Below are 13,106 nucleotides of genomic sequence, written 5' to 3' on the forward strand. Positions count from 1 at the left end.
TATGACACTGCGTATTGCGATAACGCCAGGCGAACCTGCGGGTATTGGCCCCGACTTAGTAGCCAAAATAGCGCAGCAGCAGTGGGATGCTCAGCTTGTTGTTTTCGCTGATAAAAGCATGCTGGCTCAGCGCGCTGAACTATTAGGCCTGCCTTTACAGTTAACCGATTTTGAATTGGACGAAACACGCCTGCAAAAAGCAGGCGAGCTTTTTGTAAAGCATATCCCGTGTGATAAACCTGTGCAGGTGGGTGAGCTTGACAGCGATAATGGGCATTATGTCGTTGAAACATTACGTGCCGCTTGCGAAGCAAATATGCACGGCGAGTTTGACGCCGTTGTTACCGGTCCTGTGCATAAGGGGATCATCAATCAAGCAGGCGTTAGTTTCAGCGGACACACTGAATACTTTGCGGCCCAATCCAACACCACTGATGTGGTTATGATGTTGGCCACCGAGGGTTTACGTGTAGCATTAGCGACGACGCATATTCCGTTAGCCTATGTTTCGCGTGCGATTACAGTGGAGCGGTTACACAAAGTCATCCATATCATCAATACAGATTTACGCCTCAAACTGGGTATAGAAGCGCCTAAAATATATGTCTGTGGGCTTAATCCTCATGCCGGTGAAAACGGCCATTTGGGTAAAGAAGAAATAACCACAATTACTCCTGCGCTTGATCAATTGCGCACTGAGGGACTAAATGTCATTGGCCCGTTACCCGCAGACACAATTTTTCAACCTAAATATTTAGAAGACGCCGATATTGTGCTCGCCATGTACCACGACCAAGGGCTTCCGGTGCTCAAATATAAGGGCTTCGGAGCGTCGGTAAATGTTACCTTGGGCTTGCCGTTTATTCGTACTTCTGTGGACCATGGCACAGCTTGTGATCTGGCCGGGTCTGGCAATGTGGATGCAGGGAGCATGCATTTGGCATTGGCTACAGCAATTGAAATGGCAGGGAAACAGCAATGAGTAACAAGCACCTTGGCCATACCGCACGCAAGCGATTTGGACAAAATTTCCTGCATGATGAGTACATCATTGACAAGATTGTTAGCGCTATCAATCCGCAAAACGACCAGGTTATGGTTGAAATTGGCCCCGGCCTGGGCGCCCTTACCGAACCTGTTTGCGAGGTTATCAATCATTTAACCGTAGTGGAGCTGGATCGCGACTTAGCGAAGCGATTGCGCCATCATCCCTTCATTCAGTCCAAGTTAACGGTAATCGAACAAGATGCACTAACCTTTGATTTTGGCTCTTTGTGTAAAGATGGAAAGCGGATCCGAGTATTTGGTAATCTGCCCTACAACATTTCAACTCCACTGATGTTTCATCTATTTAGCTTCACCGGTTGCATTGCGGATATGCACTTTATGCTGCAACAAGAGGTGGTTAATCGTCTGGCGGCGGGGCCAAACCATAAAAATTATGGGCGTCTATCAGTAATGGCACAGTATTACTGCCAAGTGATGCCTGTGCTGCCCGTTCCCCCGTCCGCGTTTAAGCCGCCGCCTAAAGTAGACTCTGCGATCGTACGTTTGATCCCCTACATCGAACCACCGGTAGCCGTGGATAATATCGCGCGTTTAAATCAAGTCTGCGCCATGGCATTCAACCAACGCCGGAAAACCATACGCAATAGTTTAAAAGAGCTGATTGCTGATGAAGACTGGTCTGAACTTAATATTTCTCCGGACCTACGCGCAGAAAATCTCGCATTGACCGACTACGCAGAGTTAGCTAACTTTGTTGAAAAGCATTCAGACAAGGGGCTGCATGACGGTCAATAATGCAATCCAAGTAAGAGTCAAAACCCGCTATCTTGCTGAGCATGCGAAAACTGATGAAGGTAAATTCGCATTTGCGTATCAAGTAGAGATTAGCAATATTGGTGATCAAGCCTCGCAGCTAATGACACGCTATTGGCTCATCACAGATGGCAATGGTAAAACTGCGGAAGTGCGCGGCGATGGTGTGGTTGGCAAGCAACCCACTATCCAGCCGGGTGAGTCATTTGTCTATACAAGTGGTGCGGTGATCGATACACCGGTTGGGACCATGCAAGGCTATTATGAAATGCGCGCTGCTGATGGAAAGCATTTTAAGGCTCCAATCGATGTATTTGGCTTGCGTGTGCCCCATTTAGTGAATTAAACGATGGCGAACTACGTCGTCGGTGATATTCAGGGGTGTTACTCCGGGCTAAAACGCTTGCTTAAATCGATTCAATTTGACCCGAGCAAAGATACCTTATGGTCGGTTGGTGACCTAGTTGCTCGTGGCGAAGATTCCTTATCTACCTTGCAATTGTTATTCGATCTCAAAGACAGCTTCAAAACCGTTCTGGGCAACCACGATTTGCATCTCTTGGCCATTTGTTACGGCATCCGCAAAGCCAAACCACAAGACAACCTTGATGCGTTGCTAAACTCGCCACAGCTACCCGATTTCGTGCAATGGTTGCGTAACCAACCACTGGCTCTCAGACTCGACAAGCGTACGCTGTTAGTGCATGCCGGACTTTATCCACAGTGGTCACTTAAACAAAGTGTGGCATATAGCGATGAAGTCGCACAAAAGCTGAAAAGTAAGAAATGTGAAGCGTTCTTAAAAAACATGTATGGCAATACACCAAACCAATGGAAAAACGGTTTGTCTGGCGATGACCGCTTGCGCTTTATCGTTAACGCAATGACACGTATGCGGTTTCTTGATCAACAGCAACGATTAAACTTTTCAATTAAGGACTCTCCGGCCAGCTGCCCAACAAAATATCGGCCTTGGTTTCAGCTCAACAATGCAATGTTAAAGAAAAAGCACCGTGTAATATTTGGTCATTGGGCAGCATTAAATGGTTTGTCTGATCATGCCCAATTTATTGGACTCGACACTGGCTACGTATGGGGCGGCAAGTTAACCGCATTGCGGCTTGATGACATGACTTACTTTTCCGTTAAAAATCAGACTTAAGGGAATCAAATGCAGGTCGATAACTTAATAATAATGCTTTTTTCTCGCTTTTAGCGCAATAAAAGCAGACAGAGGCTAAAGATTGAACTAAATTTTTAACCTCAGGGGGTGTAATTTTCTGCGGATTTTGTCACACTCGATACAATCGGTAGTTGCGCAACACCCACGTTGTAATACAAGCACAGGCTCAGGAGTTCCTATGAGAATCACAGTCGCAAGACGGATCTATGGTGGTTTTGCTATCATCATCCTCTTACTCTTAGTGATCAGTTATTCATCGCTCAGTAACCTCAGTGACATTCAAGGTGAAACTGAACAGGTTAACAAAGTCGCTATACCAGCCGTGGCCGGGAGTAACGGGCTCAAAGCAGCCTTCCTGAATATGGGGCGATTAACTTTTGAAGCCTACTACGAACCGACACTGGACGGTTTAGCCAGCAAGAAAGACAGCTTCAATAACAGTAAAAGCAACTTTAATACTGAGCTTAAAGGACTAGAAAGCGTCGTCGCAGCTGACCAAGAATTACGCGTAGCACTGGGCAATGTTGTGACAACATTCCAGGAATACGAAGGGAACGTTGATTCCATGTACAGTAATCATCAACGGGAATTAGAGCTGCGCAACGAAGTGCAAGATAAAATCGGTGATTTGGAAGACAATGCCGATGATGCTTCTTCTTATATTCTCGACTTTAGTGACATGGACTCAGTACAAAGCAATTCTAACTTGAGACGAGCCGCCGAAATTGGTAGTGAAATCGAGGGTGATTTATTGTCCTTGGTCACCGTTACAATCGAATATGCAAAAACTGAGACCATTCAGCGCACGCAAACCATCGGCAATGAAGTTGAATTAATTGTTGGTCAGATAGCGCAGAAACTGTCTGACATGCAACAAGCAGAGGGTGGCCGGGACAGCTCAGGTACGATGGCCGATATTGCAGACCTAATTAGTAGTGCGACCTCTGCGATCTCAGCCAACGATGGTATCTTGGCATTGCATGTTGAGCGTCTAGAACGCGCTCAGGCAGCGCAAGCGGCATTGCAAGCTTCTGAAGAAAACATAGCGCAAGCAATTACTGAATTGAATAGCCTGCTTGCATTAGCTGATAAGAAAGTAAAAGTCACCGAAGAGAGTGTTAATAGCTCGGTAAGCGGAGCCACCACCAGCATTATTATTATCGTGATAGTTTCGCTGATTATTGCTGGCGGCATTTCTTATTACACGGTAACCGCTATAACCAAACCGCTAGATAAGGTAAACCGGATTTTAAATGTCTTGGCTTCTGGCGATTTAACCCAAAAAATTCAAGAGAAAAGCAAAGACGAGTTTGGTGATCTTGCTCGCAACTGTAACAACCTGATAGATAGTCTTACCAAATTGGTTTCTGGTATTCGCTCTCGTGCAGAGCAATTAGCGGCGGCGTCAGAGCAAACCTCTGCAGTTACCACGCAGACTACCGCTTCTATTCAAGATCAAAAATCTCAGATCGCTCAGGTTGCGACTGCAACTACAGAAATGCACAGTACTTCACAGTTGGTTACGCAAAGCGCAGAGGACACGTTGGCGCAAATCAAGCATGCTGACAAAGAGGCTGAAAAAGTCAGAGCGATTTCACTCGAAAACAAGAGCACTATCGAAGTGTTAGCGAAGGATGTTGAGCAAGCTGCGGACGTTATTAATAAGTTGCATCAAGACAGTGCCAGTATTGGCGGAATTCTTGATGTTATTCGTGGGGTTGCTGATCAAACCAACTTACTCGCATTAAACGCAGCAATTGAAGCCGCCCGTGCTGGCGAGCAAGGCCGTGGTTTCGCGGTTGTTGCCGATGAAGTGAGAACCTTGGCCAGCCGCACGCAGGAAAGCACGCAAGAAATTAACAATATGATTGAGGTGCTCCAGGCCGGTGCTGAGAAAGCAGTAGCAGTAATGACTCAGGGTAAAGAGCAAACCACGATTTGTGTCGAACAGACCGAGAAAGCTACCGCTGCACTAGATTTGATTTCAGATGCTGTACACAAAGCACATGATGTTAGTTCTCAGATTGAACAATCCGCACGTGAGCAAAATGTGGTGTCACAGGAAATCAGTGAACGCTTGGAGAGTATTGTTGGTATAGCCGAGGAAACGACCGTCGGTGCGCAACAAACTTCACAAAGCAGTCAAGAAGTTGCGAAACTAGCTGAAGAACTTCAACAATCGATCAAACAATTTAAAGTGTCCTAATCGAAACCTTAAAAAAAACGCGGCTTCAGCCGCGTTTTTTAATTACTCATACGCAAGTATAAATTGGCGCATTGCTGACCTACTGAGTTAAGACTATAGTTAAATGACTGTCGGATTATTGTTGTTTCAAGTTATGAAAAGCGTACCCCTTGCAATTCTTTGCTTTGCATCCTTTGGCTTGCAGGCTGCAACTGATCAATCTTGCCCTTTATCGCTAGATGGCGTAGCCGTACATTCAGCCGCTAAAATGTGTCAACAATTTAACGCTAGTGATGACCAACCACATCAATCAATGAGCTATCATATCCCGCTCTCTACCGATGACGCTATCGCGTATTATCAAACCCAACACAATGAGCTAACGGTGCATTCTGTGTTTAATGGCAGAACCTTACTTACCATGCAAGAAAACCGCGTGAGAGTCGCTATTTCTGCGGATAATACCGGAGCTCAAGTCGACATCCTGATTTTATAAATCTGTTATCCTGCCTTTCGGTAACTGAAAGGCTTCTTACCCTTTTTATCTCCATCTATAAAGTAATCAATTAACTTGGCACTTGCCTTGCAAAGTTCCTGATACGTTGCAGATCAGCTCTGTCAACGTCAAATTTTTGACTTCGTATCATTGTGTAAAGAGGATTTTCATGGAACTCGCCATTGTATTGTTAATGCTTTTAGTATTTGTCGGGATCGGCGCCGTGAAGTTAAGTGCGCAATCAACTGCTACGCAATTGAGTTTCCCGTTCAGTCGACGATCTCAGCTATTCACTCCCGTCGAGCGCAACTTCCTCGAGCTTTTGGAAAAGGCCATGGGACATGAATTTCGGATTATTTGTCGTGTACGCTTGGCTGACTTGATCAGTATTAAGCAAGGTTCAAATACCAAGAACAGTAAATCTGCATTAAGCAAAGCTGTTGGTAAGCAACTCGACTTTGTGTTGTGCAGTAAGTCTAATATGGATCCTGTGCTGGCAATCGATTTGGTTTACCAGCAGGGCAAAGAAGGTTACAAGATCCAAAAAGACTGGTTCGTCAGTGGTGCATTAGAAGCAGCTAAAGTTCCGCATATGAGGATAAAAGTCAAATCTGGCTATACCGTATCAGAGGTGCGTGAAAGTATCGAAGTGAAGCTCATTCCATACCGTAAGGCCCTCGCCAAAGAACCGCTAGTTAATGGTGGCGGAAAACGCCCTGACGGTAGCAAGCGTCCCACTCGTCCGTTACGCTCCAGCCGCCCAGTTACTGCTTAAAACTGGTTGCAAAGGTGTTAGTTTGCGCGCTTTTAGATTACACTGCGCGCAATTAAACAATACCTTATGTGAAACATGAAAATTGCAATACTCGGCGCGATGGATCAGGAAGTTGCGCTGTTAAAAAGTTCTCTCGAAGATGTCCGCGTTGAAGAATACGCTCACCTCCAGTTCTACTCTGGAAAATTGCATGGCGTTGATGTGGTTGTCGCTAAATGTGGCATAGGCAAAGTTGCCGCTTCGGTAGCAACGACTATCCTAATTGACCAGTACGCGCCTGATTTTGTGGTTAATACTGGTTCTGCCGGTGGCTTTGATCCGACCTTAGATATTGGCGACCTCGTTATTGCCAGTGGCGTTCAGCATCACGATGTCGATGTTACCCATTTCGGCTACGCGCGCGGTCAAGTGTTTGGAATGCCTGACATTTATCCGACAGATGTTCGCTTGATCGAAGCCGCTGAGCAAGCCGCTGAAGAAGTCGTGCACATCACTAGTAAGCGTGGTCTTATTTGCACTGGTGATTCATTTATTGGCTGTGACGAAGCAGTAGAGCGCTTACGCACATTATTCCCCGATATGTGTGCAGTAGAAATGGAAGGGGCAGCCATCGGGCAAACATGTTTTATGTTCGATACTCCATTTCTGGTGATCCGCTCGTTGTCTGATATTGCCGGAAAGAGCTCTTCTGTATCTTTTAAATCCTATATCGACAAAGCAGCTAAGCATTCTGCCGAACTCGTTATGGGTATGATCAAGCGTTTAAAAGACATTCAATTAGTCGGCTGATGGATTGGCACCTGCTGTGGGCATCACCACTACTTCAACCTGCATGGTTGATTGCTTTGGCGATGCTCATCGAGTCTGTGTGGCGATGGCCAGAAAAAATCCACCCATTAACTTTTTTTCGCTTTATTGCATTGCGCTTAGCGCGCAGAGTTAACCGTGCGGAGCAGCGCTCTATACAACAAAACCGTATAGCTGGCGTACTTGCTCCGGCACTATTAATTGCTCCATTGTCGATTTGTCTTTGGCTTTTCTTAGAATTGGTCTATTTTCGCTGGTTTTTTGAAGGACTGATTTTAATTGTTGCAATCCACTTTAATCCGCATTTTACCCGCTATAAACGCATCGTTGATTTAGCTCAAAAACAACAAAAACTGTTAGGTCGCGACTATTTGCAGCATTTTGTGTTACGTGATGTAACTCAACTCTCACCGCTAGGTATTGGCAAAGCAGCAATGGAAGGGAACGTGCTACGTTTTTACTATCAAGTCGCGATCCCCTTGTTCTGGTATTTTTTACTGGGGCCGATTGCCGCAATTAGCGCCCGATTATTGTATGAATGTGTGCAAGTTTGGTCGCTCAAGCATCGCCAATACAAGCAGTTTGGCTTGCCCGTTGCTGCATGCTTTAGATGGCTGGGATTTGTTCCTCGCCTGTATACTAGTTTTGTACTCAGCTTGTTTTATCGCCCATGGCATACACTTCCTGAATGGCTGCGCAGCCTGTCATCGCAAAGCCGCGATGCGATTTTGCGCATTACCGCAAAAGCAATCAGTGCAGAGCTTGGTGGTCCGGCCATGTATGAGGGGAAGAAATGGCGCTTTCAACGCTGGAATCAGATATTTCCCACGCGCGTAGGCCACATGGCGATAATGCAGCAATATATTCAAGGCGCCAAAGCAATTTTAGTGGTTAACTACATGTTACTTGCGGTATTAAGCTATGGACTCATGCGCCTTGCGTAGTTACCTTGCCATGTTTGTGCTAAATAGCATGATTATATGTTTTAGCATAGCTACAGAGGCACAGCCGGTTACGCAAGCTCAACAGCGCATTGTTACGCTTGCCCCCCATTTATCCGAGTGGATCTATTTACTTGATGCCGAGCAAGACTTGGTGGCTGTCAGTGCATTTAGTGATTATCCTGCTGCCGCCAGTGACCATCCGGTGGTCGCCGATGCCAACGGAGTCAATTTTACCCAGTTGTTTAATTTACAGCCAACATTAGTGTTGGCTTGGCAAGGCGGTAACAAGCCACAAGATATTAGTCGTATCGAAGCAAGCGGAGTGCGTGTGTTTACTTCTGCGCCAAAAACCTTAGAGGATATTGCAGCAGAGCTAATAGCCCTCGGGAAAATCCTCAATCGAGAGGCGCAAGCGCAAGCAATTGCGAATCAATTTATGCGCAAATTGCTTGCGCTACAACAACGCTATCAGGCTAACCCTGTGGTGACGGCATTTTACTATCTTTGGCATAAACCCTTGATGACCATAGGCCATAACGCCTGGCCCAATCAGTTTCTTGCCGTGTGCAATATCCGAAATATTTTTAGCGATTCGCCGATTGATTATCCTGAAGTACGGCTAGCTGAAGTGGTACGCCGTAAGCCGGATGTGCTGATTACCACCATAGAAGATGCGGCCGAATCCCACGCCGCATTCTGGCAGGCGCACAAATCAGTCTTGAACGCCCCCATTATTGCCATCGAGGCCAACAAAGTACATCGCTTTACACCGCGCATACTTGATGAACTTTCGCGTCTTTGCGAACAAGTTCAAAGCAAAGACTAACAACTGCCAAGTCATTGCGCCGATGTCGCTTGGTTTTTGAACTTATGCGGATATACTACGTACATAAAACATCCAAAATAAGTAAGTAAAAGTCTATGCATCAGGATAATCACGTTATGGCAACGGGTGACTATAAAGTCGCCGACATATCATTGGCTGATTGGGGCCGCAAAGAACTCACCATCGCTGAAAGCGAGATGCCTGCATTAATGAAAATACGAGCCAAGTATATGCAGGAACAACCACTTAAGGGTGCAAAAATTCTCGGCTGTATTCACATGACGATACAGACCGGTGTGCTGATTGAAACACTCGTGGCATTGGGCGCAGAAGTGCGTTGGTCATCATGTAATATTTTCTCTACTCAAGATCATGCTGCAGCCGCGATTGTTGCGGCCGGTGTGCCAGTATTTGCCTGGAAGGGTGAAACAGAAGAAGAATATGAATGGTGTCTCGAGCAAACCATTCTTAAAGACGGTGCACCTTGGGATGCCAACATGATCCTTGACGATGGCGGCGATCTTACCCAAATGTTGCACGATAAATATCCGCAAGTGCTGGAGAACGTGCACGGTATCACTGAAGAAACAACAACCGGGGTGCATCGACTAATTGAGATGCTAAAACGTGGCACGCTAAAAGTACCGGCAATCAATGTTAATGACTCGGTGACCAAATCAAAAAATGACAATAAGTACGGCTGCCGTCATAGTTTGAGCGATGCTATCAAACGCGCAACTGATCACCTACTTATGGGTAAAAAAGCACTGGTTATTGGTTATGGTGATGTGGGCAAAGGGTCTGCTTTATCGCTACGCCAAGAGGGTATGATTGTGCGCATTAGTGAAATTGACCCGATTTGTGCGATGCAAGCCTGTATGGATGGGTTTGAAGTGGTTTCGCCTTATCTAAATGGCAAAAATTCGGGCGATGGCAGCAATCTCAATACAACGTTGCTTGAGAACACCGATTTGGTAGTAACGACCACAGGGAACGTAAATGTTTGTGATCGCTATATGCTGGCTGGGCTAAAAAATGGCGCGGTTGTGTGTAACATTGGTCATTTTGATAACGAAATCGATACTGCCTATACTCGTGAGCATTGGCGCTGGGAAGAAATTAAACCTCAAGTGCATAAGCTTTATCGTTCGGACGACGCGACTGATCACCTTTTATTATTGTCTGAAGGTCGACTCGTGAACTTGGGTAATGCGACAGGCCACCCTTCGCGTATTATGGACGGTAGCTTTGCTAATCAGGTGTTAGCACAAATCCATTTGTTCCAACAAGGCTATGCGGCGCTCGATCCAGAGCAACAGCGCGAACTACTAAGTGTTACTGTACTGCCCAAACATTTGGATGAAGAAGTTGCGCGCTATATGGTTGAGGGTTTTGGCGGCGTGATCACTGAGCTTACCCAACAGCAGGCAGACTACATTCAAGTGAATGTTGATGGCCCATTCAAAAATGATGACTATCGTTATTAAGGAATGGCTATGAAGAGATGGTTATTTACCCTGATCAGTGCGCTAAGCTTTTCGCTGGCTGCTGCAGATCTCAAGAGTATTTCGTCTGACGAATTACTTAGCGCAGATACCAGTGAATGGTTAATTTTAGATGTGCGCAGTGATGAAGAGTTTGCGCAAGGGCACGTGCCAAATGCGCTCAACATTGCACACAAAGACGTTGCCGAACAGCTCAGTCGAATTGCGGAGTTTAAAGATAAACCGGTGGTAGTTTATTGTCGCTCTGGCAGGCGAGCAGGCATGGCGGCGGAAATTTTAACTGAGGCTGGTTTCAGTGATGTGCGTCATCTGGAAGGTGACATCATGGGGTGGAAGGAAGCCGGTCACAGGTTAGCACAATAATGCTAGAGCGCCGCTGGCAAGACAAATATGGTAGTTATACCCTGTATGCGCGCGACAACTTTATAGAATCGATAATCTTAGGGGCTATCGGCGACAATATCACTGCCCACTTTAAGAAGGATATTATCGATTTAGCCAAATCCTATGGCGGTCGCCCGTTTGGCTACTACGCTGATCTAACTGGTTCAGAAGGCTATACCGAAGTGGCTGAGCAACACATAATTGTGGCCTATAAGGCATGCTTGGAATTTGGCTGCGTAATCGATGCGATGACTATCAAGTCCCCACTGGTTAAAGCCCAAATGGAGCGAGTCAGTGATATTGTCGGTATCGATCTTCCGCTCGCGGTACGAATGTTTGAATCGCGAGAAGCTGGTATCGCTTTTGTTGAAAAGCTGGTCCAGAAAACCAAAGACAGGTTAGCCAAGTGACAATTACTCTAGCCACTCCAGCCATGTTATTCCCCGCAATATCGTTATTGTTGCTTGCCTATACGAATCGTTTTCTAACGCTCGCTACAGTTATTCGTAATTTTACCGACGATGACAATAGTGTGAATAAACAAATCATCAATTTGCGCAAACGCATACAGCTAATCAAAGCAATGCAAGAAGCTGGGGCGGTGAGTTTCTTTATATGCGTCTTGTCGATGTTAGCGATTTACCTTGACTATCAGGTGGTGGGTAGTTGGCTTTTCGCCTTTAGTCTCGTTTGCCTTTTATACTCACTTTTGTTGTCAGTGCGTGAGATTCGGATTTCTGTTGAGGCGCTAGATGTGCACCTCAACAGTTTGCGAGAAAAATAACCTTAACGGGTCAAAGTGATACGCGCAAACTTGCGTTTGCCAACTTGATAGACCGCACAACTCTCTTCGGTAAGCATTAATTTAGCATCATTGACCCGTTCGCCATCTATTTTCACTGCGCCTTGTTTTATCATTCGCATCGCTTCGGATGTAGAGGCAACCAACTCGGCTTCTTTGAGTAGATTTCCAATGGCTAATCCCTCATTGTCCAGCGGCAAAGTGAGTTCTGGCATTTCATCAGGAATAGCATTCTTGCTAAAGCGTTGAATAAAGTCTTGGTGCGCCGCTTCTGCTGCAGCTTCCGAATGGAATCGAGCAATTAATTCTTTGGCTAACTCAATCTTTGCATCGCGCGGATTAGCACCTTGTGCAATAGAGGCTTTTAATGCTGCGATTGTGTCTAATGGCTTAAAGCTCAGTAAATCATAATAGCGCCACATCAAGTCATCAGATATCGACATTACCTTACCGAACATATCATTCGGTGCGTCAGTAATGCCAATGTAGTTATTTAATGACTTGGACATCTTTTGCACGCCATCAAGACCTTCCAAAAGAGGCATCATTAAAACGGTTTGCTGTGCTTGACCCTGCTCTTTCTGTAATTCACGCCCCATTAATAAGTTGAAGCGCTGATCAGTCCCGCCAAGCTCTACATCACTCTCTAATGCAACAGAATCCCAGCCCTGTACCAGGGGGTACAAAAATTCATGGATCGCAATCGGCTGCCCATTGTTGTAGCGCTTTTTAAAATCATCACGCTCTAGCATGCGCGCTACCGTCTGGCTGGCAGCGAGTTTGATCATACCTGCGGCACCCAGTTGATCCATCCACTCTGAGTTGAATCTCACTTCAGTTTTTTCTGGGTCTAGGATTTTAAATACCTGCTGCTTGTAGGTTTCAGCGTTAGCAAGTACTTGCTCTCTCGTTAACGGTTTGCGGGTTACGTTTTTACCCGTCGGATCGCCAATGAGACCGGTAAAGTCACCGATCAAAAATATAACCTGATGACCAAGTTGCTGAAAGGTACGCATCTTGTTGATTAGCACAGTGTGACCCAAGTGCAGATCCGGCGCGGTTGGATCAAACCCAGCCTTTATTTTCAGCGGTTTCCCGGACTTCAGTTTTTCAATCAGTTCGGCCTCAACCAAAATATCGTCTGCGCCACGCTTTATTTCTTCTAGCGCAGCCTGCCAATCAGCCATTTGCTACTCACTTTCGAATGTATTTTAACAAAGCCGCATAGTTTACTTTCAGTGGAGTGCCATTGAAAGCATGGCGCTCGAAAAAGTCCTCAAATTGGGCTGTTTTGCGATAGAATTTCCCCGCGATTCACCCCGAACTGCTGGCGATTTTGTTTTAATCGGTATATTCTGACCAAGAATCAGATTTATTT

Annotated in this window: 15 protein-coding genes; 14 read left to right on the top strand and 1 reads right to left on the bottom strand. The window is 45.9% G+C overall.

The features are described 5' to 3' along the window. Position 1: 1 nt before the first annotated feature. The 14 genes from pdxA (at position 2) to CSH92_RS02915 (ending at position 11,710) form a co-directional block, all read left to right on the top strand. Positions 2-982 carry a 4-hydroxythreonine-4-phosphate dehydrogenase PdxA gene (gene pdxA / locus CSH92_RS02850; protein ID WP_100656078.1) on the top strand — a complete coding sequence of 327 codons (981 nt, stop codon included), beginning with the start codon at positions 2-4 and terminating at the stop codon, positions 980-982. After that, the gene (gene rsmA / locus CSH92_RS02855) at positions 979-1,803 is read left to right on the top strand and encodes a 16S rRNA (adenine(1518)-N(6)/adenine(1519)-N(6))-dimethyltransferase RsmA (protein ID WP_100656079.1); all 825 of its coding nucleotides are present in this window, start codon (positions 979-981) and stop codon (positions 1,801-1,803) included. Before pdxA ends, rsmA begins: the two co-directional genes overlap by 4 nt. Beyond that, positions 1,790-2,167, top strand: coding sequence for a Co2+/Mg2+ efflux protein ApaG (gene apaG, locus CSH92_RS02860; protein WP_100656080.1), 378 nt, complete (start codon positions 1,790-1,792; stop codon positions 2,165-2,167). The genes rsmA and apaG overlap by 14 nt, the downstream gene beginning before the upstream one ends. Before the next feature lie 3 nt (positions 2,168-2,170). Then, positions 2,171-2,983 carry a symmetrical bis(5'-nucleosyl)-tetraphosphatase gene (locus CSH92_RS02865; RefSeq protein WP_100656081.1) on the top strand — a complete coding sequence of 271 codons (813 nt, stop codon included), beginning with the start codon at positions 2,171-2,173 and terminating at the stop codon, positions 2,981-2,983. A 199-nt stretch (positions 2,984-3,182) separates the two neighbouring features. Further along, entirely contained in the window at positions 3,183-5,210 is a 2,028-nt protein-coding gene (locus tag CSH92_RS02870; protein WP_100656082.1) for a methyl-accepting chemotaxis protein, read from the top strand. A 133-nt stretch (positions 5,211-5,343) separates the two neighbouring features. Then, positions 5,344-5,685, top strand: coding sequence for a hypothetical protein (locus tag CSH92_RS02875; RefSeq protein ID WP_124916907.1), 342 nt, complete (start codon positions 5,344-5,346; stop codon positions 5,683-5,685). Positions 5,686-5,854: 169 nt separating this feature from the next. After that, positions 5,855-6,460 carry a DUF2726 domain-containing protein gene (locus CSH92_RS02880; protein WP_100656084.1) on the top strand — a complete coding sequence of 202 codons (606 nt, stop codon included), beginning with the start codon at positions 5,855-5,857 and terminating at the stop codon, positions 6,458-6,460. A 75-nt stretch (positions 6,461-6,535) separates the two neighbouring features. Further along, positions 6,536-7,249: a 5'-methylthioadenosine/adenosylhomocysteine nucleosidase gene (locus tag CSH92_RS02885; RefSeq protein ID WP_100656085.1), complete on the top strand. Its 714-nt coding sequence runs from the start codon at positions 6,536-6,538 to the stop codon at positions 7,247-7,249. Next, complete coding sequence (locus tag CSH92_RS02890; RefSeq protein WP_100656086.1) at positions 7,249-8,211, top strand: cobalamin biosynthesis protein CobD/CbiB; 963 nt, start codon at positions 7,249-7,251, stop codon at positions 8,209-8,211. Before CSH92_RS02885 ends, CSH92_RS02890 begins: the two co-directional genes overlap by 1 nt. Continuing rightward, positions 8,189-9,037, top strand: coding sequence for a cobalamin-binding protein (locus tag CSH92_RS02895; protein WP_100656087.1), 849 nt, complete (start codon positions 8,189-8,191; stop codon positions 9,035-9,037). The genes CSH92_RS02890 and CSH92_RS02895 overlap by 23 nt, the downstream gene beginning before the upstream one ends. A 95-nt stretch (positions 9,038-9,132) precedes the next feature. Then, a complete protein-coding gene (gene ahcY / locus CSH92_RS02900) occupies positions 9,133-10,524 on the top strand; it encodes an adenosylhomocysteinase (protein WP_100656088.1) in 1,392 nt (463 codons plus the stop codon). A gap of 9 nt (positions 10,525-10,533) precedes the next feature. After that, positions 10,534-10,905 carry a rhodanese-like domain-containing protein gene (locus CSH92_RS02905; RefSeq protein ID WP_164084641.1) on the top strand — a complete coding sequence of 124 codons (372 nt, stop codon included), beginning with the start codon at positions 10,534-10,536 and terminating at the stop codon, positions 10,903-10,905. Further along, entirely contained in the window at positions 10,905-11,336 is a 432-nt protein-coding gene (locus CSH92_RS02910) for a hypothetical protein (RefSeq protein WP_100656090.1), read from the top strand. The genes CSH92_RS02905 and CSH92_RS02910 overlap by 1 nt, the downstream gene beginning before the upstream one ends. After that, entirely contained in the window at positions 11,333-11,710 is a 378-nt protein-coding gene (locus tag CSH92_RS02915) for a DUF2721 domain-containing protein (protein ID WP_100656091.1), read from the top strand. The genes CSH92_RS02910 and CSH92_RS02915 overlap by 4 nt, the downstream gene beginning before the upstream one ends. Before the next feature lie 2 nt (positions 11,711-11,712). Here CSH92_RS02915 and tyrS read toward each other — a convergent pair whose 3' ends face one another. Beyond that, positions 11,713-12,915 carry a tyrosine--tRNA ligase gene (gene tyrS, locus CSH92_RS02920; RefSeq protein ID WP_100656092.1) on the bottom strand — a complete coding sequence of 401 codons (1,203 nt, stop codon included), beginning with the start codon at positions 12,913-12,915 and terminating at the stop codon, positions 11,713-11,715. Between the last annotated feature and the right edge of the window lie 191 nt (positions 12,916-13,106).

Source organism: Neoalteromonas flava, from assembly GCF_002807685.1.
In the GTDB taxonomy this organism is placed as follows: domain Bacteria; phylum Pseudomonadota; class Gammaproteobacteria; order Enterobacterales; family Alteromonadaceae; genus Alteromonas_E; species Alteromonas_E flava.